We start from the raw sequence: 25,917 nt of genomic DNA, 5'->3' as shown, positions 1-25,917 counted from the left end.
CGACCAGCGTACGTCCCGTATGCCACAGCATCCCCGCGTTGCACGCGGGGGCGAGGTGAGTCGGTCCATTCAGCTGACGCCGTCAGGGATCCAGTTTGCGTCTCTTTTGTCCCGAAATGCCGTGATTCCCTCGATTCCCTCTTCGGAACCGAAATACCGCACCGACAGCTCGGTCATCGCCGCGACCTCGTCACTGAACGTGTCGGCTTTCCGTCGCCGGAGGAGCTCCTTCGTCCCGCGCAGGGCGCCGGGCGCGCCTCGTACCAGGGCCGCGACGAACGACGCGACGGCCTCGTCGACCCCGTCGGCGGGCACGGCGGCCGTGACCAGTCCGATCTCGCGCGCCCGGGCGCCGTCGAACGTCGCCCCCGTCAGGAACAGCTCGGCCGCCGCGCGCGGCGACAGCCGCGGCAGGACCGTGGCGGAGATCACTGCCGGGATGACGCCGATGCGCACCTCGGAGAACGCGAACGTCGCGTCGAGCGTGCAGACCGCGATGTCCGCGGCGGCGATGAGCCCGAGCCCGCCCGCCCGCGCCGGCCCGGTCAGCCGCGCGACGACCGGCTTCGGGCACTCCCAGATCGCGGTCAGCACCTCGCCGAGCCGGTTGATCGGCGGCCGGCCCGACCCGAACGCGGCCGCGGTCTCCTTGAGGTCGGCCCCGGAGCAGAACACGGGGCCGGTGTGGGTGAGCACGACGACCCGCACGGTGTCGTCCCCGGCGGCGGCCGCGAGCGCCGCGAGGAGCTCCTCGATCAGGCCCGTCGACAGCGCGTTGCGGTTCGCCGGGCTGTCGAGCGTGACCGTCGCCACGCCGTGCGCCGTCTGTGACCGTACGAGTGGCATGCGGGCACACTAGTGAAATGCCCGGAACACTGCCAGAAGGCGAGCCGATCCCGACCGACGGCGCGTTGCCCGACGGGGTCGCCGACAGGGCGGGGGAGGCCGGGTTCGGGGTCTACGTCCACGTCCCGTTCTGCGCGACCCGCTGCGGATACTGCGACTTCAACACCTACACCGCCGACGAAGGCGTGCTCAGCGCCGGCTACGCCGAGCAGGTCCTCGACGAGCTGGCCCTGGCCGCCAAGGTGGTCGCGCCGCCGCGGGTGGACACGGTCTTCTTCGGCGGGGGCACGCCGACGCTGCTGCCGCCGGCGGAGCTGGCCCGCATCCTGGACGGCATCGACCGCACGTGGGGGCTGGCCGGCGACGCCGAGGTCACCACGGAGGCCAACCCGGAGTCGGTCGACGCGGCCGGGCTGCGGCGGCTGCGGACGGCCGGGTTCAACCGGATCTCCCTCGGCATGCAGTCCGTCGCGCCGGGTGTCCTCGCGGTGCTGGACCGCCGGCACACGCCGGGCCGGCCCGCCGCCGCGGTCGCCGAGGCGCGCGCCGCCGGATTCGAGCGGGTCAACCTGGACCTGATCTACGGCACGCCGGGGGAGCGGGCCGCCGACTTCGCCGACTCGCTGCGCACGGTGATCGACTCCGGGGTGGACCACGTCAGCGCCTACGCGCTGATCGTCGAGGACGGCACCCGCCTGGCGGCCCGGATGCGCCGCGGTGAGCTGCCGTTCCCCGACGACGACGTGGCCGCCGACCGGTATCTCGCCGCCGAGCAGGCCCTCACCGAGGCCGGCATGACGTGGTACGAGGTGTCGAACTGGTCCCGTGACTCGCCCTGCCGGCACAACGAGCTGTACTGGCGCGGCGGCGACTGGTGGGGGCTCGGTCCCGGCGCGCACAGCCACGTGCGGGGCGTGCGGTGGTGGAACGTGAAGCATCCGCACACCTACGCCGCGCGGCTGGCGGCCGGCGCGTCGCCGGGGCAGGCGCGGGAGGTGCTCACCGCCGAGGAGCGGCGGTTCGAGGACGTCCTGCTGCGGATCAGGCTCGCCGAGGGGCTGCCGCTCGACGTCCTGGACGCCGCGGCCGTGGACGCGGCCCGGCGCTGCGTGTCCGACGGGCTGCTGGAGGCCGGCGCCTTCGACGCGGGCGTGGCCGTGCTCACGCTGCGCGGGCGGCTGCTCGCCGACGCCGTCGCCCGTGACCTGACGTGAACCCCTGACATAGGCCCTGACATAGGCCCTGGCATGGGAAAGGGGCGGCCGCGCCGGCCGCCCCTCAACGTCGTGGTGACTTACTTGATGAAGCGGAAGGTCATCGGGTAGCGGTACAGCTCGCCGTTGCTGGCCTTCATGCCCGCGATGATCGCGAAGACGATGATGACGATCCACGGCACGATGAGCGTGAGACCGAACGTGCACACCGACAGCAGGGCACCCACGAACAGGATGATGCCCCACGTGATGTGGAAGTTGAGCGCCTCGTTGGCGTGCGCCTTCACCGTCGGCGACTCGTTACCCTTGGCCAGCAGCGCGATGAGGGGCGCGATGAAGCCGATGAAGATGCCACCGAAGTGGGCGATCAGGGCCCAGGTCTTCTCGTCGCTGTTGGCGTAGCCGACCGGCGCGGCACCGGGGTAGCCGCCGGGCTGCTGGTAGCCGCCGCCGTACTGGCCGGGCTGCTGGTAACCGCCGGGCTGCTGGTATCCACCGGGCTGCTGGTAACCGCCCGGCTGCTGGTAACCCGGCTGCTGGTAGGCGTTCGGGTCCTGGTAGCCCGCGCCGCTGGTGGGCGGCGGGTAGCCTCCCCCGGACACCGGCGGCTGCTGGCCGTAGTCGGGGCCCGGCGGCGGATACTGTGCCCCGCCCGGCATGGAGTAAGGATTGTTGGGGTCCTGCGGCACGCCGTATTCCCCGGGGCGAGGTGGTTCACTCATGGGGGCCACGGTAGGTGCACCGATCAAGTATGGCCAGCGACGCGGCATGACTTCTTTTGGACAAACTTCACGCAGACCAGCGCAATAGCGACGGTTCGTACACACGACGATCATTCCGTGGGCGGCTGCCGCGACGTAGACTGGCACTCGCGAAGTGGGAGTGCCAGTCCGTCAGTGAGTTCCCGGGGAGGTGCACATGGCCCTTGACGAGCGCAAGCTCGAGGTGCTCCGCGCCATCGTCGAGGACTATGTCGCGACGCAGGAGCCGGTCGGCAGCAAGGCCCTCGTGGAGCGGCACAACCTGCGGGTGTCCCCGGCGACGGTCCGCAACGACATGGCCGTCCTCGAGGAGGAGGGCTACATCCGGCAGCCGCACACCAGTGCCGGCCGGGTGCCCACCGACGCCGGCTACCGGCTCTTCGTCGACAAGTTGTCCCGCGTCAAGCCGCTGAGCCCCGCCGAGCGCCGGGCCATCGAGCGGTTCCTGATCGGCGCCGTCGACCTCGACGACGTCGTGCACCGCACCGTGCGGCTGCTCGCGCAGCTGACCCGGCAGGTCGCCGTCGTGCAGTATCCGAGCCTGTCGCGCGCCAGCGTGCGGCACTTCGAGCTGGTGCCGATCTCCACCACCCGCTTGATGGTGGTCATGATCGCCGAGACCGGCCGGGTCGAGCAGCGGCTCATCGACCTGCCCGGCCCGATCCTCGCCGACGACGTCACCGAGCTGCGCCGCAGGATCAACGAGAAGCTCGTCGGCAAACGCCTCGTCGACACCCCGCCCCTGGTCGAGGCGCTCGTCGAGGAGGCCGGGCCGGGCCTGCGCCCGCCGATGACCGCGCTGTCGACCGTGCTGCTGGAGACCCTGGTGGAGCGCACCGAGGAGCGGATCGCCCTCGCCGGCACCGCCAACCTCGCCCGCGGCGGCCTGCTGGACTTCCAGGGCTCGCTGCGCCCGATCCTCGAGGCGCTCGAGGAGGAGGTCATCCTCCTCAAGCTGTTCGGCGAGGTCGAGCCGAGCATGACCCGGGTCCGCATCGGCGACGAGAACGAGATCGAAGACCTGCGCAGCGCCTCGATCGTGGCGACCGGCTATGGGCCGGGCTCCATCGTCGTGGGCGGCATGGGCGTGCTGGGGCCCACCCGGATGGACTACCCCGGCAACATCGCCACGGTGCGCGCCGTGGCACGCTACGTCGGCGATCTGCTGGGACAAGGTTAGAACCTCATGGACGAGTCAGGGGCATAGGACTCAGTGGCGAAGGACTACTACGGGATTCTCGGTGTCAAGCGGGACTCCACGGCCGACGAGATCAAGCGCGCCTATCGCAAGCTGGCGCGCGAGTTCCATCCGGACGTCAATCCCGATCCTGTGGCACAGGAGAAGTTCAAGGAGATCAACGCGGCCTACGAGGTGCTGTCCGACCCGCGCAAGCGGGAGATGGTCGACCTCGGCGGCGACCCCCTGGCGCCCGGCGGCGGCGGTGGCGGCCCGCAGGGCGGCGCGTTCGTCGGCTTCCAGGACATCATGGACGCGTTCTTCGGCACGACCGCGAGCCGCGGGCCGCGCCCGCGGATCCGGCCGGGCGCCGACGCGATCCTGCGCCTGGACCTCGACCTGCACGAGACCGCGTTCGGCGTCGAGGCGCCGATCACCGTCGACACCGCGGTCGTCTGCACCACCTGCACGGGCGCCGGCACCGCGCCCAACACCCACCCGACCACCTGCGAGATCTGCGGCGGCCGCGGCGAGGTCCAGTCGGTGCAGCGCACGTTCCTCGGCCAGGTCGTCTCGGCCCGCCCGTGCTCGGCCTGCCAGGGCTTCGGCACCGTCATCCCGCACCCGTGCGCGACCTGCGGCGGCGACGGCCGGGTCCGCACCCGCCGCACCCTGACCGTCAAGATCCCCTCGGGTGTCGAGGACGGCATGCGCATCCGCCTCGCCCAGCAGGGCGAGGTCGGCCCCGGCGGCGGCCCGCCCGGCGACCTGTATGTCGAGATCCACGAGCGTCCGCACGACGTCTACTCCCGCAAGGACGACGACCTGCACTGCCGGGTCACCGTCCCGATGACGGCGGCGGCGCTCGGCACCCGGCTCACGATCAAGACCCTCGACGGCGAGGAGACGGTCGACGTCAAGGCCGGCACCCAGCCCAACCAGACCCTGCGCATCCGCGGCAAGGGCGTCCCGCACCTGCGCGGCGCCGGCCGCGGCGACCTGCACGTCCACCTCGACGTGCGCACCCCGACGCGCCTTGAGCCGGAGCAGGAGAAGCTGCTGCGCGACTTCGCCCGCACCCGCGGCGAGGAGGTCGCCGAGCTGTCCAAGCAGGGCGGCTTCTTCTCCCGCGTGCGCGACGCCTTCAACGGGCACGCGTGAGCGTCCTGCGCTTCGTTCCGGCCGCTCGCGCGTGTGGTGCGGCTTCTGGCGTGACGGCGTGAGCCTGCCGCTGTTCCTGGTCCCCGATCTTCCGGCCGGGGACCGGTGGCGGCTGGACGGCCCCGAAGGGCATCACGCGGCCAACGTGCAGCGGCTCTCGGCGGGGGAGTCGCTGCTGCTGTCCGACGGCCGCGGCGGCCTGCTCCGCGCCGTCGTGGCGGCCGCCGCCAAGGGTGCCCTCGAGCTCGATCTGCTCGACCGCTCGCACGTCCCGGCGCACGACCCGCTGATCACGGTCGTGCAGGGGATCGCGAAGGGGGAGCGGGCCGAGCTGGCCGTGCAGCTGATGACGGAGCTCGGCGTCGACCGCATCGTCCCGTGGCAGGCGGCCCGCAGCATCGCCCGGTGGAAGGACGCCAAGCCGGTCGAGCGGTGGCGCGCCACGGCCCGCGAGGCGGTGAAGCAGTCCCGCCGCGCCTGGCTGCCCGAGGTCACCGACGCCCGCACCACGAAGCAGCTCGCCCTGTCCGGCACGGTCCTGCTGTTGCACGAGGAGGCGTCGGTACCGCTGTCCGCCGCCCCCCTCGACGGCGACATCACCCTCGTCGTCGGCCCCGAGGGCGGCATCGCGCCCGAGGAGCTGGCCGCGTTCCCCGACGCCGTCGCGGTGCGGCTGGGCCGCGAGATCCTGCGCACGTCGACGGCGGGCGCCGCCGCCCTCGCCGCCCTGTCGGTCCGCCTCGGCCGCTGGTAGCGCCTTCCCCCTGATCCGGAGGGCCGGTCAGCGGAAGGCGGTCAGCGGAAGTAGGAGGCGCCGTTGAGGTCGAGGACGGCGCCGGAGGACCACTGGGAGCCGGCGAGGAACAGCACGGCCTCCGCGACCTCCTCGGGCGTGGCGACCCGGTTGAACGGGCTCTGCGCGCGGATCGCGTCGCCGTCGCCGGCGTCCATGATGGCGTTGCCCATGTCGGTGGCGACGAACCCCGGGGCGACCGCGTTGACGGTGATCCCGCGCGGCGCGAGGGCGAGGGCGAGGGACTGGGTCATGGAGTTCAGGCCGGCCTTCGACGCGCCGTACGCCGGGTAGAGCGGCTCGCCGCGGTACGCCCCGCGGGAGGACACGTTGACGATGCGACCGCCGTCGCCGAGGTGGCGGGCCGCGCACCAGCAGACGTTGGCCGGGCCGGTGAGGTTGGCAGACAGGGTCCGCTGCCAGGCGGCCTGCCAGGCCGCGTAGTCGGCGGTGAGGATCGGGTGCGGATGCGCGACCGCCGCGTTGTTGACCACCACGTCGAGGCCGCCGAGGGCGCTCGCGGCGCCGTCGACGAACGCCTGGACCGCGCCGGGGTCGGTGAGGTCGCCGGAGACGATCGCGTGCCCGTCGCCCGGCAGCGCGGCGAGGACCTTCGCGGCGAGGTCCGCGGAGTCGCGGTGGTGCACCGCCACCGCGTCGCCCGCCGCGGCGAACGCGTGCGCGACCGCCGCGCCGATGCCGCGGGATGCTCCTGTCACCAAGACCTTGCGTCCAGTCATGGCAGCACCCTACAAGCCGCCTACGATGCGAGCTGTGACTGATGACTGCCTGTTCTGCCGCATCGTCGCGGGCGAGATCCCGGCGACCGTGGTCCACGAGACCGACGACACCCTGGCGTTCCGCGACATCGACCCGAAGGCGCCCACGCACGTGCTGGTGATCCCGAGGGCGCACCACGCCGACGTCGCCGCGCTCACCGCCGCCGACCCGGGGCTCGCCGGGCGGGTCCTCGCCGCCTGCGCCGCGGTCGCCGGGCAGGAGGGCCTGGCCGGGGACGGCTACCGGGTCATCTTCAACACCGGCCGGTTCGGCGGCCAGGAGGTCTTCCACGTGCACGGGCACGTCGTCGGCGGCAAGCCGCTCGGCCGGATGCTGGCCGCGTGACGGCGCACGAACGGTACGAGCGGCTCGTCCGGCAGGTCCAGGCCGACGCGCGCGTCCCGGCGCTGAGCGTGGCGATCCACCGCGCGGACCGGCCGCTGTGGACGTTCACCGCCGGCACCGACGTCGACGCGCACAGCCAGCTGCGGATCGGCTCGGTGACCAAGACGTTCACCGCGGTGCTGGTCATGCAGTGCCGCGACGAGGGCCTGCTCGACCTCGACGACCCGGTCTCGCGGCACCTGCCGGTGAAGGCGCACGGCGACCTGACCGTCGGCCGGATGCTGTCGCACCTGTCGGGGCTGCAGCGGGAGCCGTACGGCGACGTCTGGGACACCATGCAGGCACCGGACGTCGACACGCTGCTCGACCAGCTGGACCGGGCCGAGCGGGTGCTGCCCGCCGGCCGGCGCTTCCACTACTCCAACCTGGCGATCTCGCTGCTCGGGCACCTCGTCGGGCGGCTGCGCGGCGGCACCTGGGAGGAGGTGCTGCGGGACCGGATCCTCGACCCGCTCGGGCTGGACGACACCGCCGTCACGCCGGCCCGCCCGGTCGTCGGCTACCAGGTCGACGCCTGGTCCGACTACGCGCACCCCGAGCCGCCCGACGACTTCGGCGCGGTCGGCCCGTCGGCGCAGCTCTGGAGCACCGCCGCGGACCTGGCGAAATGGGCGGCGTTCCTGGCCGACCCGCGCGCGGTCGACGCCGCCGGCGCGGTCCTCGCCGCGGAGACGGTCGAGGAGATGCGGGCGCCGCGGGCCGTCACCGACGACGTCCTGTGGGCGCGCGGGCTGGGCCTCGGGCTGATCCTGCAGCCGCAGCCCGGCCCGGAGCGGATCGTGCACGTCGGGCACGACGGGGCGATGCCGGGCTTCCTCGCCGGTGCCTACGGCCGGGTCGGCGGCGCCGGCACGCCCGGGGCGTTCGGCGCGGCGGCCCTCGGCTCGTCCGGCACCGCCGGTGAGGTCATCGACCTCGCGCACCAGCTGCTCGCCGCGGCGGTGGAGAGCGACCCCGCCGACATCGCGCCGTGGGTGCCGGCGCCGCCCCCGCCGCAGCGGTACCGCTCGGTGCTCGGCCGCTGGTGGGGCGAGGGCTTCGAGTACGTCTTCAGCTGGCACGCCGGCGGGCTGCAGGCACGGGCCGTGGACCAGCCGGGCAACCGGCCGCCGGCGGTGTTCGCGCCGGTGGACGGCCAGCCAGACGTGTTCCGGACCGTGTCCGGCCGGGAGACGGGCGAGCTGCTGCGGCTGACCCGCGCCGAGGACGGCACCGTCGAGCGGCTGCACTGGGCGACGTACCGCTTCACGCGCGGGCAGGAGACGTTCGACCGGTACCGGTTCTGAGGCGGCTCAGCGGCCGATGACCGTGAACACGGCCCCGTTCGGGTCCACGACGACCGCGATGCGGCCGTGCGGGGAGTCGAACGGGCCGTGCTGCACCTGGCCGCCCGCCGCCCGGACCCGGTCGGCGGCACGGTCGGTGTCGGCGGCGGCGAAGTACACCATCCAGTGCGGCGGGATGCCCTCCCACGCCTCGGTCATCGTGAGCCGGCCCGCGACCGGGTCGGCGTTGCCGAGGCTCCACGCCGTGTAGTCGAACTGCTCCTCGGCCTCGACCCGGGTCTGCCGGTAGCCGAACAGCCCCTGGTAGAAGACGTCGACGGCGGCGGGCTCGCGGGTGTTGACCTCCGCCCAGCACAGCGCGCCGTCCTCGTCGAACAGCTGCGAGCCGGTGTGCTGGCCGGGCTCCCACGCGCCGAACGCGGCACCGGACGGGTCGAGGGCGAAGAGCATCCGCCCGTTGTTCGGGATGTCCATCGGCGCGACGATGACCTTGCCACCGCCCGTGTCGACCCGCCGGGCGGTGTCCTCCAGGTCGTGCGACATGAGGTACAGGCTCCAGGCGGCGGGTGTCTGCTCCGCTCCCGGCATCGGCGGGCTCATCCCGGCCACGACCTTGCCGTCCTTGAGACACATGACGTAGTGCCCGAAGTCGGCGCCGGTGTCCAGGAACGTCCAGCCGAACAGCGTCGAGTAGAACCGCTGGGCGGCGGCGAGGTCGGGGGCCACCAGGTCCGCCCAGCAGGGCTCCCCGTCGACGTATCCGCTGCGCTCGACCATGCGTGCCGGCCTCCCTGTCGATGTCGTCACCTGCCTCAGTACCACCGTGGGAGCGGGCGTGTCCGGACTTTCGGGCACGATTGACATGATCGGGCGACACTCATTCGGATATACCTTGCATATGGCATGAACCGGGCATCGGCAAGAAATGGGAACGGCCTGAGCGCCGGTCAGCCGATACCATGAAGAGCCTGGGACGAGCACAGCGACGAGCCCAGACATGAAGCCAGCAGGAGCGAGCCCGGAAGCAGGTGCTTGAGGCCCTACGCGGCCGACGTATGACCGAGACCCCGACCCCCGCACCGGCAGTGTCGTCGGAGCCGCCCGTGCGGGCCATCAGCAAGATCACGGTTCCCGACCCGCACACGATGGTCAGGCTGCTCGGCGCGGGAGACGAGATCCTCAAGCTCGTCGAGCGGGCCGTCAACAGCGACGTGCACGTGCGGGGCAACGAGATCACCATCACCGGCACCGCCGCGGACAACGCGCTCGCGGAGCGCATCTTCGGCGAGCTCATCGAGCTGGTCCGCAAGGGCGAGACCCTCACCCCGGACAATGTCCGGCGGACCGTCGGCATGCTCCAGCAGAACACCACCGAGCGCCCCGCCGACGTGCTGACCCTCAACATCCTCTCCCGCCGCGGCCGCACCATCCGGCCCAAGACCCTCGGCCAGAAGCGGTATGTCGACTCGATCGACCAGCACACGATCGTGTTCGGCATCGGCCCGGCCGGCACCGGCAAGACCTACCTCGCCATGGCGAAGGCCGTCCAGGCGTTGCAGGCCAAGCAGGTCAACCGGATCATCCTGACCCGCCCCGCGGTCGAGGCCGGCGAGCGGCTGGGCTTCCTGCCCGGCACGCTCTACGACAAGATCGACCCCTACCTGCGCCCGCTGTATGACGCGCTGCACGACATGCTCGACCCCGAGTCCATCCCCAAGCTCATGGCCGCCGGGACGATCGAGGTCGCCCCATTGGCGTACATGCGCGGCCGGACCCTCAACGACGCCTTCATCATTCTCGACGAGGCCCAGAACACCACGCCCGAGCAGATGAAGATGTTCCTGACCCGGCTCGGCTTCGGCTCGCGGATCGTGGTCACCGGCGACGTGACGCAGATCGACCTCCCCGGGGGCACCCGCAGCGGCCTCAGGGTGGTCCGTGAGATCCTCGGTGACGTCGAGGACGTGCACTTCGCCCAGCTCGGCAGCGCGGATGTCGTGCGCCACCGGCTGGTCAGTGAGATCGTCGACGCCTACGCCAAGTGGGACGAAGCGCAGGAGGCACAGGTGGCGCAGAAGCCACCGGTGCGTGCTGTGCCGGACCGAGGCCGACGCAGGTAAGCCCCCTTCAATCAGGAGCAGTTGTTGTCCATCGAGATCGCCAACGAGTCCGGCGTCGACGTCAACTCCGACACCATTCTGGCGGTGGCCCGGCACGCCCTCGACGAGATGGGGGTCAACCCGCTCGCCGAGCTGTCGATCCTCGCCGTCGACGTCGAGTACATGACGGAGCTCAACCACCGCTGGATGGACGGCGACGGCCCGACCGACGTGCTCGCCTTCCCGATGGACGAGGGCAGCGTCGACCACGGCCCCGGTGAGGGCGGCGGCGAGCCCGCGCTGCTCGGCGACATCGTGCTGTGCCCGGAGGTGGCGGCGAAACAGGCCGCGACCGCCGGGCACGCCACGATCGACGAGCTGGCACTGCTCACCGTCCACGGCATCCTGCACCTGCTGGGCTACGACCACGCCGAGCCCGAGGAGGAGGCCGAGATGTTCGGCCTGCAGGCACGGCTTCTGGAGAGCTGGCGCAAGTGAGTGACGTGACCTTGCTGACGACGGCCGCCGGGCTGGTCGTGGTGGCAGGGTTGTTCGCGATGTCCGACGCCGCGCTCAACGTGGTGTCGCCGGCCCGCGCCCACGAGCTGGCCCGCGAGGGCAAGCCCGGCGCCAACGCCCTGCAGGTCATCGCCGCCGACCCGGCCCGCTACATCAACCTGCTCCTGCTGCTGCGGCTGCTGTGCGAGCTCACCGCCACCACGCTCGTCGCCCTCGTCACCGCCGCGGCGGTCGGCGGGGACCGCGACTGGCTGGCCGCGCTCATCACGGCCGGCTCGATGACGGTGGTGAGCTTCGTCGTCGTCGGTGTCGGCCCGCGCACCATCGGCCGGCAGCACGCCTATGCCGTGGCCCGGATCGCCGCGCCGCCCGTCCGCTGGCTCGGCACGGCGCTGGGCCCCCTGGCCCGCCTGCTGATCCTCATCGGCAACGCGGTCACACCCGGCAAGGGCTACCGCGAAGGCCCCTTCGCCACCACCATCGAGCTCCGCGAGCTCGTCGACCTCGCCGAGCAACGCGGCGTCGTCGAGCACGGCGAACGCGACATGATCCACTCCGTGTTCGCCCTCGGCACGACGATCGCCCGCGAGGTCATGGTCCCGCGCACCGAGATGGTCTGGATCGAGACGCACAAGACCGTCCGGCAGGCCCTCATGCTCGCCATGCGCAGCGGGTTCTCCCGCATCCCCGTCGTCGGCGAGAACGTCGACGACGTCCTGGGCATCGCCTACCTCAAGGACCTCGTCCGCCGGACCTCCGGCGGCGACGCCACCGCGGGCGACATCCCCGTCGCCCAGATCATGCGCGACGCCACCTTCGTCCCCGAGTCCAAACCCGTCGACGACCTCCTCCGCGAGATGCAGGCCGCCCGCACCCACATGGCCGTCATCATCGACGAATACGGCGGCACCGCCGGCCTCGTCACCATCGAGGACATCCTCGAGGAGATCGTCGGCGAGATCACCGACGAGTACGACGTCGCCGAACGCCCCCCGATCGAGGAGCTCCCCGACGGCGCGTACCGCGTGACCAGCCGCCTGCCCGTCGAGGACCTCGGCGAACTGTTCGACGTCGAACTGCCCGCCGACGAGGTCGAGACCGTCGCCGGCCTCCTCGCCCAGGCCCTCGGCCGCGTGCCGATCCCCGGCGCGACCGCCGTCGTCGCCGGCCTGGTCCTCATCGCCGAGGGCACCACCGGCCGCCGCAACCGCATCGACACCCTCCTCGTCCGCCGGGCCGACCCCGAGGACGAGGACGACGCCAGCCACGACAGCGAAAGGCAGCACGCCGATGCCTGAGTCCGACCTGTCCGCGGAGGACACCAAGCTGGTCACCCTGGCCCGCGCGGCCCGCGCCCGCACCGGCGCCGTGGAGGGCGCCGCGGTCCGCGACGGCGACGGCCGCACCTACAACGCCGCGTCCGTCGCCCTGCCGTCCCTGTCGCTCACCGCGCTGCAGCTCGCGGTCGCGTCGGCGGTCGCGTCCGGCGCCGGCAAGATCGAGGCCGCCGCGGTCGTGACGGAGGCGTCGTCCCTGGACACGCTGGGCCACGCCGCGGTCCGCGACGTCTCCCCGACCGCCCCGATCCACCTGGCCGCCCCGGACGCCACCGTCTTCGCCACCGTCACCGACTGACCACTCCACCCCTCGACCAGCCCACCCACGACCCGGCGCGGGGCTGCGCCCCATGATCCGGAAGACTTGTTGTCGCCCTGACGACCAAATCTCTTCCGGATCACGAAAAACAGGCCCGCCCCGGCGGTTGGCCGGCGTGACTCTCGTGATCCGGAAGAGTTTGAGTAGCCAGGGGCGCACGAGGTCTTCCGGATCACGGAGACCAGGCTCGCCCCGGCGGTTGGCGGGGTGACCCCCATGATCCGGAAGAGTTTGTGTAGTCAGAGGTGCACAAGGTCTTCCGGATCATGGGGAGCTAGCCAGCCCAGCCCAGCCGGCGGCCGGCCTCACCCGTGATCCGGTAGAGATTTCGTCGCTCTGGCGACCATAAGTCTTCCGGATCATGGAAAAGGCGCGGCGGGAGGCACCGGGGATGGCACGCGAATGCGTAGGAAGCTGCCGCGCGCTCTGCGCGCTGGCAGTGCGTCGCGGAGCGACGCATTGGGGGGCTCCGGGGGTGAGAATCCCCCCGGCGGGACCCGCGCGGAGCGTGGGGCAGCGAGCCTATCGCCGGAGGCGAAACAGCGGGTAACAGCACCCGCGCGGAGCGTGGGGCAGCTAGCCCATCGCCGCAGGCGAAACAGCGGGAAACAGTACAGCTAGGCTCTATGGGTGCGTAGGGACCGGGTCGATGTCGTTGTCGACGAGTGGCGGGCGCAGTTGCCTGACACGGTGGGGCCCGCGATGGAGCTCGGCAAGCGGATCCATCGGCTCGCGGGCAGGTTGCAGGAGGTCGTCCGGGCCGAGACCGCGGCCGTCGGGCTGACCCCGGCGGAGTTCGACGTGCTGTCGGCGCTGCGGCGGGCCGGGACACCGTACGCGTTGAAGCCCTCCGACCTGGCCGGCAGCCTGCTGCTGACGTCGGGCGGGATCAGCAACGTGCTGCGCCGGCTCCAGCAGGACGGGGCGATCGAGCGGGAGGCCGACACCGCCGACGCCAGGGTCGCGTGGGTGAAGCTGACGCCCAAGGGGGTCGCCGTGGCGGAGCGGGTCGTGCGGGCGGTGACGAAGGCGCAGGCCAGGTTGTTCGCGCCGGTGCCCGGCGAGCTGCTGGAATCGGCGGCGGGCCAGCTGCGGGAGCTGCTCGTCGAGCTCGGCGACGAAGCCGTACAAGAGGGAGTCTGAGCAGTGCTGCAGCGGTACGACCCACGCAACGCCGACATCCGCTACTGGGTCGACGGGGTGCTGCGGCACCGGGACGAGCCCGGGATCTCGCCGTTCGACTCCGTCGTGCAGGGCGGCGACGCCGTCTGGGAAGGGCTGCGGGTCTACGACGGCGGCGTCTACGGCCTGGACGAGCACCTGGCGAGGCTCCGGCGGTCGGCGCGGGCCCTCGGCTTCGAACGCATCCCGGACGACGCCGGCATCGTGGCCGCGGTCCGGGCGACCCTCGACGCCAACGGCATGCGCGACGGCGTCCACGTGCGCCTCACCCTGACCAGGGGTGTCAAGGTCACCAGCGGCATGGACCCGCGGCTCAACCAGGCCGGCTGCACACTGATCGTGCTCGCCGAGCACAAGCCGCCGGTGTACGACACGGGCGGCCTCACCCTCGTCACCGCCAGCGTGCGGCGGCCGGGCCCGGACGTCCTCGACCCGAAGATCCACCACAACAACCTGATCAACTCGATCCTGGCGAAGATGGAGGCGAACCTCGCCGGCGCCGACGACGCGATGATGCTCGACGGCCGCGGGTTCGTCGCGGAGACCAACGCCACGCACCTGTTCGCCGTGTACGGCCAGGACCTGGTCACGCCGCGGGCGGTCGCCTGCCCGGAGGGCATCACCCGCGACACCGTCATCCGGATCGCGCCCGGCGCGGGCCTGGGCGTGACGGTCAGGGACGTGTCGCAGGTCGAGATGTACACCGCCGACGAGGTCTTCTGCACCGGCACCATGGGCGAGATCGCCGGTGTCGTCCGCATCGACGGCCGCCCCATCGGCGACGGCACCGTCGGGCCGGTCACGACGAAACTGGCCGCGACCTACCGGGACTTCGCGAGGAGCAACGCTCAGAGACTGTGGGCGGACAGCTCCGAGTAGAGGGGAGCGGCCGCGTCGACCAGCCACCGCAGCCGCGGCGGCACGTCGGCGGGGCGCGGGTCGTACGCGGCGAACCCCGTCGACGCCTCGACCGCCGAGTACCAGTGCGGCGCCCACACCCCGTCCGTGGCGCGCCGCCCGGCCGGCCACGCGAGCATCGCCGGGTCCCAGCCGATGCCGAGCGCCGCGCACAGCCGCGACAGCGTGCCCGCCGGGTCCCGCAGCACGTCCGCCGCGTCGACGACCGGGCCACCGTACGCGCGGAAGATCTCCACCTGCTGCTCGTAACCCAGGTCCGCGAGGGTCGGCTCGCCACGCACCTTCGAGTACGACGCGACCACGTACGCCGGATCCCGGACGAGGAACGCGTTACGCACCGAACCGAGCCAGTCCCGGCCGACGTCCGGCAGCAGATGGTGGGTCATGTGCTTCTGGTAGTGCACCGCCGCCGGTACATCGGCCAGCAGCGACGACACGGCCGCCGCCGGGTCCACCGGCTGGGACGCCAGGATCTCCGCACGACCCGGATGCTCGATCCCGGTCGCGGCCAGATAATGCGCGTACAACGGCTCGTCGACGACGACCGTGTCCGCTCTCGCGCCGAAGCTGCGCATCATCGCCGTGGAGATGTTGCGGGGGCCGGACCACATCGCCACTCGTACCGTCATGGCTGACGAGGGTAACCGACGTGGCTTTCCGCCAGTTTTACTGCTGTATGTGACGGAATCCTGGTGCGCGTCGATGCGATCCACATGGGCTTGCGGCGCTTACTGTCGGATGCGGAGCCCTGCAGTGCGCCCGCCCCGCCACCAGGCCTACTAGGAACAACGCAAGTAGCCGACGGACAGCACTGCGCGGGAAGGAAGGGGCCGGTCGATGGACCTGCTGATCGACGTGCGTGTGGCGCGACGAGATTCCACGACGTCGTGCGACGCACAGGACCGCACGGTCCGCCTGCGCGCCGACCACTCAGGGACGGTCGCCGACCTGATCGCCGCACTCCTCGCCGACCTCGACCCCACCGAACGGCCGCAACAGGCGACCTGGGCCTGGAACCTGCGCACCGGCCGGCGGCTCGACCCGGCCCGCCCGCTCGGCGGGCAAGGCATCCGCTGCGGCGACACGATCGTCCTCGGCCCGCCCGAACAGGCACCCGACGCACCCCTCCCCGCCGACGAGCACCGCTTCGAGCTCCTCGTCGTCGCCGGCCCCGACACCGGGCGGTGGCTGCCGCTGCCCGCCGGCGAGTTCGTCATCGGCACCGACCCGTCCGGCGACCTCGTCCTCACCGACCCGGCCGCCGGCCGCCGCCACCTGCACCTCGGCATCGGCAGCCACGAGGTCGCCGCCACCGACCTGCGCTCACCCGCCGGCACCGGCATCGACGGCGAACCCCTGACCGGCACCGTCACCCTCACCCCCGGCCAGCTGCTCCGGCTCGGCAACACCCTCGTCACCGTCGAGGAGGTCCCCGCACCCGACGTGCCCACCGGCCCGCCGCCCGCGGTGTGGCTGCCCGCGGTACCGCAGCCGCCGAAGAAACGCCGCCTCGCGTTCCGGCGCTCGACCCTCGACCCGGTCGCCGAGTTCGCCGCCGCCGTCGAACGCGCCGAAGCCGACGCCGCCGTCAAACACCGGGCCGTCCTGCGGATGCGCCGCGCCGCGACGCCGAGCCTGGCGCACCTCGCGCGCGCCGCCGACCGGTACGCCGGCGGCATCGACAACCCGGAACCCCGCCAGGGCCGCGGCGAACCCCGCGACACCGACGACACCGCACCACCGAGGACCGGCGGGCTGTGGACCCGCCGCCCCGACGACCGCGACTTCCTCACCCTGCGGCTCCGGACCGCCGACCTGCCCGGCCGGCTCCGCTTCGAACAACCACCGGCCGGCCCCGGCGCCGACCCCACCCATGTCGAACGCACCGACACGCTGCGCGAACAGCACGCCGTCGACCGCGACGTACCCGTCGAAGCCGACCTGCGGGTCCTCGGCGCGCTCGGCGTCACCGGCCCCACCGAAATCACCGACGGCGTCCTGCGGTCCTGGCTGACCCAGCTGGCGACCCTCGCCAACCCCACCGACCTCGCCGTCGTCGTGCTCAGCGACGCACCCGGCTGGACCTGGACCGGCTGGCTCCCGCACACCCGGACACTCACCGCCGCGATCGCCCCCGGCGCCCGCACCATCGCCGCCACCGAAGAGGACCGGGCACAGGTCCTGGCGCTCGTCGAAGCCCTGCAACGGCAGCGGCGCCGCGGCCGGCACGCGATCGCCGAGTCGTTCGTGCCGCACGTCGTCGTCGTGCTGCCCGACCCGTCGCTGGTACCACCGGCGTCCCTGACCCGGCTCGTCGAGGAAGGACCCCGCTGCGGGATCAGCCTCCTGGTCGGCGCCCGCACCCGGGACGAACTCCCACCGGGCGTGTCCGTGCAGGACGGCGAGCCGCTGCGCGCCGACGTCGCGTCCCGCGTCGCGCACGCCCTCGCCGCCACCCCCGACGCCGCCGGCAGCGCCGCACCACGCGTCGCGCCCCTCGCCGAAGTGCTCAACCTCACCGACCTGAGCCCCAGCGCCATCGTCAAACGCTGGGTGCCGTCGACCCGCGACCGCGGCCTCGCCGCCCCGATCGGCCTCGGCGGCACGGCACCCGGCGGGATCGGCCCCGTCACCGTCGACCTGCGCCGCGACGGGCCGCACGGCCTCATCGCCGGCGTCGGCGGCTCCGGCCGGTCCTGGCTGCTGCGCTCCTACCTCGCCGCGCTCGCCGCGACCTACCCGGCGAACCGGCTCACCTTCGTCCTCGTCGACATCCCCGGCGGCACGTTCGCCGAATGCGCCGACCTGCCGCACACCGTCGGCGTCTTCACCGACACCGACACGCACCAGGCCCGCCGCGTCCTCGTGTCCCTCAACGCCGAACTACGCCGCCGCGAGGCAATCCTCCGCCGGCACTCGGTCAAGGACATCGTCGAGATGGAACGCAAGTTCCCGGCCGCCGCCCCCGCGAACCTCCTCGTCGTCGTCGCCGAGTTCGTCGACGCGCCCGCCGACTTCGTACCCGGCCTGCGCGAACTCGCCCGCCGCGGCCGGCACGCCGGCGTCCACCTGCTCCTCGCCACCGCGAAACCGCACGGCGCCGTCGACGACGACCTGCGCGCCGAAACCGACCTGCGCATCGCGCTGCGCGTCGAGGAAGAGGCCGACAGCCTCGAGGTCCTCGAACGGCCCGACGCGGCACACCTGTCGCCGCTGCTCGCCGGGCGGGCGTTCGTCCGAACCGTGGAAGGCGGCTTCCAGGCCGTCCAGGTCGCCTACGGCGGCTTCCGGTCCCCGGCCGGGCGCCGCGCCACCCCGACGACCGTCACCGAGGTCCGCTTCGAATCCGGGCTCGTCGACCGCGAAGCACTCGAAGCGCCCGTCGGTGGCGACGACTCCGCCCCCACCGACCTGCAACGACTCGTCGAAGCGATCACCGCCGCGCACCGCGAGGCCCGCGTCCCCGACCAGCCCCGCCCCTGGCAGCCGCCGCTCGCCGTCACCTACACCCTGGACGAGCTCGCCCAACCGGAGACCCCCGGGTTCGCCGCCGCGATCGGCATGGTCGACCTGCCCAACTCGCAGGCCGTCAAGGTCTGGCAGCTCGACCTCGACGAACTCGGCCACCTGCTCGTCTTCGGACCCACCGGCGGCGGCAAGAGCAGCCTCCTCGACACCGTCGCCGCCTCGTTCGCGGACCGGTTCGACGGCACCCGGCTACGGGTCTACCGCGTCGACGGCACCGCCGTCGAACAGGCCGAGGCACTGCTCGCCACCATCGAGAAACTCGTCGTCGAACGCGCCGCGCTCGCCGAACACACCGGCGCCCGGGTCCTCGTCCTCGTTGACGGCCACGACGTGCGGCTCAACGACGCCCTCATCCGCCTCGCCGGCAACGGCAAGGCCGTCGGCGTGCACCTCGTCCTCGCCACCGAACAACGCAGCGCCGTGCCGACCTCACTGTCCCGGCTCATGCCCGGCCGGATCGTGCTCCGCGCCGCCGGCCGGGGCCTCGTCGAGGGCACGATCGAGCTGCAGGTGGCCCTGTCCGAGCCCGCCGACGAGCCGATCATCACAACACCCGCACAACGCCCCCGCCAGTTGCGCCTAGAGGTCTGAGTACGCTGAACCACCGTGCAGCACAACTACCACGCAGGCTTCGCGTGCTTCGTCGGCCGGCCCAACGCGGGCAAGTCGACGCTCACCAACGCGATCGTCGGCCAGAAGATCGCGATCACATCGCCGAAGCCGCAGACCACCCGGCACACCGTCCGCGGCGTCGTACACCGGCCGGACTCGCAGCTCGTGCTGGTCGACACGCCCGGGCTGCACCGGCCACGGACCCTGCTCGGCGAGCGGCTCAACGACCTCGTCCGCGCCACCTGGAGCGAGGTCGACGTCATCGGCCTCTGCCTGCCCGCCGACGAGGAGATCGGCCGCGGTGACCGGTTCATCACCGGCGAGATCGCCGCGCTGAAGGCCACCCTCGTGGCGGTCGTCACCAAGACCGACCTCGTCGACCGCGGCAAACTCGCCGAACGACTCCTCGCCGTCCAGGAACTCGGCGACTTCGCCGACATCGTGCCCGTCAGCGCCGTCTCCGGCGAACAGGTCCAGACCCTCGTCGACGTCATGATCAAACACCTGCCGCAGTCGCCGCAGCTGTACCCCGACGGGATGCTCACCGACGAACCCGAACACGTGCTCATGGCGGAACTGATCCGCGAAGCCGCCCTCGAAGGCGTACGGGACGAGCTGCCGCACTCGATCGCGGTCCTCGTCGAAGAGGTCCTCGTCGAAGACAGCGGACTGACCAGGATCTTCGCCGACATCTACGTGGAACGCTCCAGCCAGAAGGCGATCGTCATCGGGCACCAGGCCAGCCGCCTCAAGGACGTCGGCACCCGCGCCCGGCGCTCCATCGAGGACCTCGTCGGCGGCCGCGTCTACCTCGACCTGCACGTCCGGGTCGCGAAAGACTGGCAGCGCGACCCGAAGCAGCTGCGCCGCCTGGGCTTCTGAGGTCCTGCGGTGTCCGGGGTCGGGTTCAAGGGGAAGCTGTACCGTGACGACGCGGTCATCCTCCGCGTGCAGAAACTGGGGGAGTCCGACCGGATCATCACCCTGTTCACGCGCCGGCACGGCCGGATCCGCGCGGTCGCGAAAGGCGTCCGCAAGACCATGTCGAAGTTCGGCGGCCGGCTCGAACCGTTCGGCCACGTCGACGTGCAACTCCTCGAAGGCCGCAGCCTCGACGTGATCAGCCAGGTGGAAGGCGTCGAGCTGTACGGCCGCCGGATCATGGACGACTACCCCCGGTACACCGTCGCGTCCGCGATCGCCGAAACCGCGGAACGGCTCACCCCCGTCGAGGAGGAACCCGCCCTGCGGCTGTTCCTGCTCACCCTCGGCGCGATGCGCGCCCTCGCCCTCGGCGAACACGGCAGCAGCCTCATCCTCGACGCGTACCTGCTGCGCGCGATGGGCGTCGCCGGCTGGGCACCCGCACTGCGCGAATGCGCCGTCTGCGGCACCGCCGGCCCGCACCGCGGCTTCTCCGTCCCCGCCGGCGGCGCCGTCTGCCCCGACTGCCGCCCGCCGGGCGCGTCGCACCCGGCGCCTGCGACGATCGAACTGATGGCGGCGCTCGCGTCGTCGGACTGGCTGGTCGCCGACGCCAGCGAGCCCAACCATCGGCGCGAGGCCAGCGGGCTGGTCGCGGCGCATCTGCAGTGGCACCTGGAGCGGGCGTTACGCTCGCTCCCGCTGGTAGACCGGGACGACACCGCCCGGGGCCGAAAGGACAGCTCGTGAACACATTCCGTCCGCCGTCGCAGCACCCGAGCGGGGCCCGCCCACCGGCGCTGCCGAAGGAGACCGTGCCGCAGCACGTGGCGATCATCATGGACGGCAACGGCCGCTGGGCGAAAGAACGCGGCCTGCCCCGCACCGCCGGGCACACCGCGGGCGAGGCCGCCCTCTTCGACGTCATCGAAGGCGCCCTGGAGCTCGGCGTCAAATACGTGAGCGCCTACGCCTTCTCGACGGAGAACTGGAAGCGGTCCCCGGAAGAGGTCCGCTTCCTGATGAACTTCAACCGCGACACGATCCACCGCCGGCGCGACGAGTTCCACGAGATGGGCATCCGCGTCCGCTGGGCGGGCCGCCGCCCCCGCCTGTGGCGCAGCGTCATCAACGAGCTCGAGTACGCCGAAGAACTCACCAAACGCAACAACCTGCTCACGTTCACCATGTGCGTCAACTACGGCGGCCGGGCCGAGGTGGCCGACGCCGCCGCCCGCATCGCCGCCGACGTGCAGGCCGGCCGCCTGAAGCCCGACCGGATCACGGAGAAGACGTTCGCCCGCTACCTCGACGAACCCGACCTGCCGGACGTCGACCTGCTGGTACGCAGCTCCGGCGAGATGCGCACCAGCAACTTCATGATCTGGCAGGCCGCGTACGCCGAGTTCGTCTCCGTCGACACCCTCTGGCCCGACTTCGACCGCCGCCACCTCTGGTACGCCTGCGAGGTCTACGCCAAACGAGATCGCCGTTTCGGCGGCGCGATCCCCAACCCGGTCGCGCCCACGCTGACCAGCTGATACTGCCGTGCGTTCCTGGGCGGTCACGGGTTTGGAGATCGATTAGGTGGCTGCCCCGGCGCTCGACCGCGACCCGGCGGGCGCGCTCGTCAGTGGTCGTGGCAGCAGGGAATCTGGGACTGGGCCTCGAACGGGGTCAGGACGCCGCCGCGGCCGAACTGGGTGACGAGGGTCAGCACCCCGTCACGCCAGATCGGGCGGACGAAGTCGCCCGTGTCGATCAGCATCTCGGGCACCGCGGTCATGCCGCCGAGGATGACCACCCTGTCGATCGCGGAGTCGGCCAGGACCGCCGAAACCGTGATCACGCCGGTGAGCTTCTCCCCGCCGGGGAACAGGACCGCGCGGGCGCCCTCCGGTGGGGTGCCGTCGTACGTGCCGACGTGGACCTCGCCGCCGTCGAAGTAGGTGAACGCGGGGCGGCCGCCCACCAGGATGTGGTGGTCGGCCGCCTTGACGTCGGGGAATGCCATTACCGGGCGAAGACCCAGATCGGGTTCGCGTAGAACCAGAGGTCCTTCCACGGGTCGGCGTCGCCGACGACGTCGATCGCCGGGCCGGCCGGGTCGACCGCGGCGCCGTGGTAGCCGGGCGCGGTGCGGTTGCCGTCGGTGCCGCGGAGGCGGACGTAGAACGGCTGGTCGACCGGGCCGAGGTCGTAGGTGAACGAGACGGTGCCCGTGGACTTGTTGACCTCGAAGGACTTGACGACCTTCGTGTCGGGGGCCTTCATCGTGTCCTTGTCGGACACGGCGCCGGTCACAGCACCGCGGATCACGTCGACGCGGGCGAGGGTCGGCACGAAGTTCGCCCAGTTCGGCGTGTTCGCCAGGTTGATCCTGATGACGAGCTCGGCGCGCTGGCCGCGGCGGACCAGCAGCGTGTCGCCCAGCGTCACGCCGGAGCCGGTGCCCTTGGCGCGGACCTGGACGTCGAGGCCGCTGATCAGGCCGCCGTGGTCGACCCAGACGCGCCCGGCGCGCAGACCCTCCATGACGGCGGCGTAACCGAAGTTGCGCGCGCCGACGTGGGTGCGGCTGTAGTAGCCGGGCCAGAAGTCGCCCGGGGTGAGGCTGGTCGGCTGACCGTACACCGGGTCCGAATGGAACCCGTTGGTGTTGAAGTCGGTGTTGTCGGGACGCTTCGCGGTCTCCTCGTAGACGACGTGGGAGTCCGAGTTGGCGCTGATCCACCAGCCCTTGCCCTCGGCGAGGAGGCTGTCCCAGAGACCGCCGACGGTGGAGGTCATCCAGTCGAAGCCGCCCCACGTGCGGTAGCTCTCCAGGGGGTACCCGGGGAACGACGCGGCGCCGGGCGCGTTGCCGTAGAAGCCGCGGGCCGAGCCGCCGCCGAGCGGCTTGACGATGCCGGCGGCCTGGTGGCCGGGGGCGCCTTCGAAGCCGATCGCGATGCGCGGGTTGGCGTCGCGCCACGCGCGGATCTCGTGCGGCGAGTCGATGCCGTTGCGGGCCGGGTGGTTGGCCAGGAACAGCGCGTCCTGCACGCGGCGCTTCGTGACCTGCTCGCCGAGGAACTTCACGCCGGCGATCGCGAGGGCCTCGGTGACCAGCGACGGGTCGACGGCGCCGACGGCGGAGCCGTCGAACGTGTTCTCGAACTCCTTCAGGACCGCGACCTCGTTGGCGCCGGGGTGCACGAAGACGGTGCCGTGCTCGGCGGCCGGGATGTTCCACTCCAGGCCCTGGAAGACGAGCATGTCCTTGTAGTCGTCGCGGGCGTCGCGGATGCCCGGGTTGACCTTCTCGACGCCGATCTTGGCATGCTGGACGCTGCCGTGGTCGGTGATGACCATCCAGTCCAGCCCGTACGCGGAGGCGTGCTTGACGTGGTCGCCCACGCGGTACATGCCGTCGCTGGAGAACTGCGTGTGGATGTGGTGGTCACCGGCGAGCCACTTGTAGCCGTTGCCGGTCGGGCGGCCGTGGCCGTGCCGGTCGTGGCTGTCGAAGTCCGCGTCGTCGCCGTGGGCGTGCGCGACACCGGCGTTCGCGAGGGCGCCGCCGGCCGCTGCCGCGGCACCGAGCAGGCCGGCGCGGCGCAGGAAGCCGCGGCGGGAGACGTCGCCGGGGGAGAGCTCACTGTCGGGGATCGAGGCGTCGAGCACCGCGGGGACGTCGCCGGCCGCCTGCGGCATGTCCTCGTGGTGATGGTGGTGGCCGTGGCCCATGTGGGGGCTCCGTTCAGGTCGATGGTCCTCACCTCGGACCCTCGACCGCCCGGACGAACATCAGGTAGCGGCATGGCTATGTATGCACGAACTTCAGCAAGATCAATGCGCCCGCGAGGGCCGCGCCGACGAGGACGACCGATGCGTCGGGCCAGCCGAAACGGGTCTCGCGGGCGCTGCTGCGGGGCCGCCCCCGGTCGAAGCCGCGCGCCTCCATCGCGGTGGCGAGCCGGATCCCGCGCCGGATCGCCCCGACGAGCAACCCGAACGTCGCCGACGCCGCGAGCCGCGCGTGGGCGACGGGGTTCCAGCCGGCGTCGATGCCGCGGGCCCGGCGGGCGAGCCGGATCAGCCGGTACTCGTCGGTCAGCAGCGGCACGAGCCGGAACGCGGCGAGCGCCCCGATCGCGAACCGCGGCGGCACCTTCAGATGGGCGATGAGCGAGTCCGCGAGGTCGGTGGGGTCGATGGTCGCGAACACCACGAACCCGGGCAACCCGATCGCGATCAGCCGCAGCGCGTACCCGAGAGCCGGCTCGTGCACCTCGACACCGCCGACCGTGGCGGCGACCGGTCCTTCCTTCGAGCCGAGCAGCACGGTGAAGACCAGCACGAACGTCGCCGACAGCAGCAGCGGCCAGCCGCGCCGCCACAGCCCCCGGGCGCCGAGACCGGTGAGCGGGAGCAGCACCAGTTCGATCCCGATCGCGACCGCGGTGACGAACGGGTCGACGGTGCTCAGCACGGCGGCGGTGAGCAGCGCCGCGGCGAGCAGCTTCGCGGTCGCGTCCCGCCCCCGGATCCACGCGGTCATGAGCCGGCACCGGCGGACAGCCGCAGCCGGCGGTCGCCGAGCGCCTCGACGAGCTCACGGTCGTGGGTGACGACGACCAGGCCGCGCCCGTCGTCGCGCAGGTCGGCGAGGAGATCCACGAGCTCCCGCCACGTCCGTGGATCCTGCCCGAAGGTCGGTTCGTCGAGAATCAGCAGGTCCGGGGCCGCGGCCAGCGCCGTCGCGACGCTGAGCCTGCGCTGTTCGCCGCCGCTCAAGGTGTACGGGTTCGCGAGCGCGAGACGGTCGAGGCGCAGCCGGGTCAGCAGCTCGTCGGCGGTTGCGGCGCCGCGCCCGCCGAGCAGCAGCTCGTCGCGGACGGTCGAGGTGACGAACTGGTGCTCCGGGTTCTGGAACACCGACCCGATCCGGGCGGCGAGCTTCCCGGCCCGCCAGCGGTGCGGGGGCCGCCGCTGCCCGGGCGCGGTGACCATGCCGGGTTTCGCCGGTTTCGTCAGGCCGCCGAGCAGCAGCGCCAGGGTCGACTTGCCGGCGCCGTTGGGGCCTTCGACGGCGAGGGCCTCACCGGCCCGGATCACCTCGTCGACGACGTTGCCGGTGTGCCGCAGCCGCAGGTGCTCCGCGGTCAGCAGCACGTCGCCGGGGCCGGTGCGTGCCCTGCGGTCCGGCACGACCAGCGGCGGCTGCTCCTCGCCGAGCGTCACCACCCGGTCGACCAGCGTCAGCGCCTCCTCCAGGCGGTGCTCGACGAGGATCATGGTGGCGTCGACGTCGTGCAGCGCTTTGCCGAGCGCCGCCCGTACCAGCTGCGCACCCTCCGGATCGAGGTTGGCGGTGGGTTCGTCGAGCAGGAGCAGGCCCGGCCGCGACACGAGCACACCGGCGATCGCGAGCCGCTGCTGCTCCCCGCCGGACAGCGCGGCGGTGTCCCGGTCACGGTCGTACGGGAAACCGACGGACGCGAGCGCGGCGTCGACCCGCGGCCAGATCTCGGCGCGGGGCACGCCACGGTTCTCCAGGCCGAACGCGACGTCGTCGCCGCAGCGGCTCATCACGAGCTGCGTCTGCGGGTCCTGGAAGACGATCCCGGTGCCCGCCGTGCGCTGCCGCGCCGGGACGCCGTCGACGAGGACCTCGCCCTCCTGCTCGCCGGAGTCCTCGGCGAGCAGACCGGCGAGCGCGGCGAGCAGGGTGCTCTTCCCGGCGCCGGAGGCACCGGCCAGGAGGACCCGCTCGCCGTGCTCGATCCGCAGGTCGAAGTCGCGGACCGCCCAGGCCTTACGCCCGGCGTGCCGCCACCCAAACCCTTTGAACTCGACCGTGCTCAGTCCGCCACCTCCGCTGCGCTCCGGGGTCGGCCTGAGCCGAAACTGTCACATGATGAGCGGCCCGAGCCGCTTCGCTGGCCGCTCATGCCGCCACCTTCGCTGCGCTCCGGGGTCGGCCTGAGCCGAAACTGTCACATGATGAGCGGCCCGAGCCGCTTCGCTGGCCGCTCATGCCGCCACCTTCGCTGCGCTCCGGGGTCGGCCTG

The 25,917-nt window shown here is 72.3% G+C and carries 25 protein-coding genes; 16 read left to right on the top strand and 9 right to left on the bottom strand.

Translation table 11 applies throughout. The features are described 5' to 3' along the window. Window positions 1-69 precede the first annotated feature (69 nt). Window positions 70-846: an enoyl-CoA hydratase-related protein gene (locus tag ACZ6TV_RS49375; RefSeq protein ID WP_465307601.1), complete on the bottom strand. Its 777-nt coding sequence runs from the start codon at window positions 844-846 to the stop codon at window positions 70-72. Window positions 847-863: 17 nt separating this feature from the next. Here ACZ6TV_RS49375 and hemW point away from each other — a divergent pair, with 17 nt between their 5' ends. Beyond that, the gene (gene hemW, locus ACZ6TV_RS49370; RefSeq protein WP_465307599.1) at window positions 864-2,060 is read left to right on the top strand and encodes a radical SAM family heme chaperone HemW; all 1,197 of its coding nucleotides are present in this window, start codon (window positions 864-866) and stop codon (window positions 2,058-2,060) included. Window positions 2,061-2,140: 80 nt separating this feature from the next. Here the strand turns inward: hemW and ACZ6TV_RS49365 are convergent, their stop codons facing one another. Continuing rightward, window positions 2,141-2,782 (bottom strand): DUF4870 domain-containing protein, encoded by a 642-nt coding sequence (locus ACZ6TV_RS49365; RefSeq protein WP_465307597.1) that lies wholly within the window; start codon window positions 2,780-2,782, stop codon window positions 2,141-2,143. Window positions 2,783-2,978: 196 nt separating this feature from the next. On the opposite strand from ACZ6TV_RS49365, the gene hrcA reads away from it, so the two are divergent. The 3 genes from hrcA to ACZ6TV_RS49350 are packed head-to-tail and all read left to right on the top strand — an operon-like array spanning window position 2,979 to window position 5,913. After that, window positions 2,979-4,001 carry a heat-inducible transcriptional repressor HrcA gene (gene hrcA / locus ACZ6TV_RS49360; RefSeq protein ID WP_465307595.1) on the top strand — a complete coding sequence of 341 codons (1,023 nt, stop codon included), beginning with the start codon at window positions 2,979-2,981 and terminating at the stop codon, window positions 3,999-4,001. Window positions 4,002-4,034: 33 nt separating this feature from the next. Beyond that, complete coding sequence (gene dnaJ / locus ACZ6TV_RS49355) at window positions 4,035-5,159, top strand: molecular chaperone DnaJ (protein WP_465307593.1); 1,125 nt, start codon at window positions 4,035-4,037, stop codon at window positions 5,157-5,159. 58 nt (window positions 5,160-5,217) lie between these two features. Then, a complete protein-coding gene (locus ACZ6TV_RS49350; RefSeq protein WP_465307591.1) occupies window positions 5,218-5,913 on the top strand; it encodes a 16S rRNA (uracil(1498)-N(3))-methyltransferase in 696 nt (231 codons plus the stop codon). 41 nt (window positions 5,914-5,954) lie between these two features. On the opposite strand, the gene ACZ6TV_RS49345 is transcribed toward ACZ6TV_RS49350, so the two are convergent. Then, the gene (locus tag ACZ6TV_RS49345) at window positions 5,955-6,692 is read right to left on the bottom strand and encodes an SDR family NAD(P)-dependent oxidoreductase (RefSeq protein ID WP_465307589.1); all 738 of its coding nucleotides are present in this window, start codon (window positions 6,690-6,692) and stop codon (window positions 5,955-5,957) included. 25 nt (window positions 6,693-6,717) lie between these two features. Between ACZ6TV_RS49345 and ACZ6TV_RS49340 the strand changes: the two genes are divergently transcribed. Together ACZ6TV_RS49340 and ACZ6TV_RS49335 are read left to right on the top strand one after the other, a co-directional pair. Next, window positions 6,718-7,077: a histidine triad nucleotide-binding protein gene (locus ACZ6TV_RS49340; protein ID WP_465307587.1), complete on the top strand. Its 360-nt coding sequence runs from the start codon at window positions 6,718-6,720 to the stop codon at window positions 7,075-7,077. Then, entirely contained in the window at window positions 7,074-8,423 is a 1,350-nt protein-coding gene (locus ACZ6TV_RS49335; RefSeq protein WP_465307585.1) for a serine hydrolase domain-containing protein, read from the top strand. The genes ACZ6TV_RS49340 and ACZ6TV_RS49335 overlap by 4 nt, the downstream gene beginning before the upstream one ends. A gap of 6 nt (window positions 8,424-8,429) precedes the next feature. Here ACZ6TV_RS49335 and ACZ6TV_RS49330 read toward each other — a convergent pair whose 3' ends face one another. Beyond that, entirely contained in the window at window positions 8,430-9,200 is a 771-nt protein-coding gene (locus ACZ6TV_RS49330; protein WP_465307583.1) for a VOC family protein, read from the bottom strand. A 278-nt stretch (window positions 9,201-9,478) separates the two neighbouring features. Here ACZ6TV_RS49330 and ACZ6TV_RS49325 point away from each other — a divergent pair, with 278 nt between their 5' ends. From ACZ6TV_RS49325 to ACZ6TV_RS49300, 6 genes are all read left to right on the top strand, one after another. Next, window positions 9,479-10,543 carry a PhoH family protein gene (locus tag ACZ6TV_RS49325; protein WP_465307581.1) on the top strand — a complete coding sequence of 355 codons (1,065 nt, stop codon included), beginning with the start codon at window positions 9,479-9,481 and terminating at the stop codon, window positions 10,541-10,543. A 24-nt stretch (window positions 10,544-10,567) separates the two neighbouring features. Beyond that, the gene (gene ybeY / locus ACZ6TV_RS49320) at window positions 10,568-11,020 is read left to right on the top strand and encodes an rRNA maturation RNase YbeY (RefSeq protein ID WP_354782017.1); all 453 of its coding nucleotides are present in this window, start codon (window positions 10,568-10,570) and stop codon (window positions 11,018-11,020) included. After that, window positions 11,008-12,339, top strand: coding sequence for a hemolysin family protein (locus tag ACZ6TV_RS49315; RefSeq protein ID WP_465307677.1), 1,332 nt, complete (start codon window positions 11,008-11,010; stop codon window positions 12,337-12,339). The genes ybeY and ACZ6TV_RS49315 overlap by 13 nt, the downstream gene beginning before the upstream one ends. Next, complete coding sequence (locus ACZ6TV_RS49310) at window positions 12,332-12,676, top strand: cytidine deaminase (protein WP_465307578.1); 345 nt, start codon at window positions 12,332-12,334, stop codon at window positions 12,674-12,676. Before ACZ6TV_RS49315 ends, ACZ6TV_RS49310 begins: the two co-directional genes overlap by 8 nt. 651 nt (window positions 12,677-13,327) lie before the next feature. Further along, window positions 13,328-13,840, top strand: coding sequence for a MarR family winged helix-turn-helix transcriptional regulator (locus ACZ6TV_RS49305; protein ID WP_465307576.1), 513 nt, complete (start codon window positions 13,328-13,330; stop codon window positions 13,838-13,840). Window positions 13,841-13,843: 3 nt separating this feature from the next. Then, window positions 13,844-14,758, top strand: coding sequence for an aminotransferase class IV (locus ACZ6TV_RS49300; RefSeq protein WP_465307574.1), 915 nt, complete (start codon window positions 13,844-13,846; stop codon window positions 14,756-14,758). Here ACZ6TV_RS49300 and ACZ6TV_RS49295 read toward each other — a convergent pair. Then, window positions 14,728-15,426 carry a sulfotransferase-like domain-containing protein gene (locus ACZ6TV_RS49295; RefSeq protein WP_465307572.1) on the bottom strand — a complete coding sequence of 233 codons (699 nt, stop codon included), beginning with the start codon at window positions 15,424-15,426 and terminating at the stop codon, window positions 14,728-14,730. The two genes, ACZ6TV_RS49300 and ACZ6TV_RS49295, sit on opposite strands and share 31 nt — an antisense overlap. A 208-nt stretch (window positions 15,427-15,634) precedes the next feature. Between ACZ6TV_RS49295 and ACZ6TV_RS49290 the strand changes: the two genes are divergently transcribed. The 4 genes from ACZ6TV_RS49290 to ACZ6TV_RS49275 are packed head-to-tail and all read left to right on the top strand — an operon-like array spanning window position 15,635 to window position 21,402. Beyond that, complete coding sequence (locus ACZ6TV_RS49290) at window positions 15,635-18,916, top strand: FtsK/SpoIIIE domain-containing protein (protein ID WP_465307570.1); 3,282 nt, start codon at window positions 15,635-15,637, stop codon at window positions 18,914-18,916. Between the two features lie 15 nt (window positions 18,917-18,931). Continuing rightward, on the top strand, window positions 18,932-19,819 hold the full coding sequence (era, locus tag ACZ6TV_RS49285) for a GTPase Era (protein ID WP_465307569.1): 888 nt from the start codon (window positions 18,932-18,934) through the stop codon (window positions 19,817-19,819). Between the two features lie 9 nt (window positions 19,820-19,828). After that, window positions 19,829-20,611, top strand: coding sequence for a DNA repair protein RecO (recO, locus tag ACZ6TV_RS49280; RefSeq protein WP_465307567.1), 783 nt, complete (start codon window positions 19,829-19,831; stop codon window positions 20,609-20,611). Then, window positions 20,608-21,402: an isoprenyl transferase gene (locus ACZ6TV_RS49275; RefSeq protein WP_465307565.1), complete on the top strand. Its 795-nt coding sequence runs from the start codon at window positions 20,608-20,610 to the stop codon at window positions 21,400-21,402. The genes recO and ACZ6TV_RS49275 overlap by 4 nt, the downstream gene beginning before the upstream one ends. An 89-nt stretch (window positions 21,403-21,491) precedes the next feature. On the opposite strand, the gene ACZ6TV_RS49270 is transcribed toward ACZ6TV_RS49275, so the two are convergent. From ACZ6TV_RS49270 to ACZ6TV_RS49255, 4 genes are all read right to left on the bottom strand, one after another. Next, the gene (locus tag ACZ6TV_RS49270; protein WP_465307563.1) at window positions 21,492-21,875 is read right to left on the bottom strand and encodes a hypothetical protein; all 384 of its coding nucleotides are present in this window, start codon (window positions 21,873-21,875) and stop codon (window positions 21,492-21,494) included. Then, complete coding sequence (locus ACZ6TV_RS49265) at window positions 21,875-23,590, bottom strand: PHP domain-containing protein (RefSeq protein ID WP_465307561.1); 1,716 nt, start codon at window positions 23,588-23,590, stop codon at window positions 21,875-21,877. Before ACZ6TV_RS49265 ends, ACZ6TV_RS49270 begins: the two co-directional genes overlap by 1 nt. 76 nt (window positions 23,591-23,666) lie before the next feature. Further along, the gene (locus tag ACZ6TV_RS49260) at window positions 23,667-24,404 is read right to left on the bottom strand and encodes an energy-coupling factor transporter transmembrane component T family protein (RefSeq protein WP_465307559.1); all 738 of its coding nucleotides are present in this window, start codon (window positions 24,402-24,404) and stop codon (window positions 23,667-23,669) included. Then, complete coding sequence (locus ACZ6TV_RS49255) at window positions 24,401-25,711, bottom strand: ABC transporter ATP-binding protein (RefSeq protein WP_465307675.1); 1,311 nt, start codon at window positions 25,709-25,711, stop codon at window positions 24,401-24,403. The genes ACZ6TV_RS49260 and ACZ6TV_RS49255 overlap by 4 nt, the downstream gene beginning before the upstream one ends. Between the last annotated feature and the right edge of the window lie 206 nt (window positions 25,712-25,917).

It is taken from the genome of Dactylosporangium sp. NPDC051087, from assembly GCF_055586325.1.
Note: the sequence above shows the minus strand (reverse complement) of the source record. Positions and strands in the feature narration are given on the sequence as shown.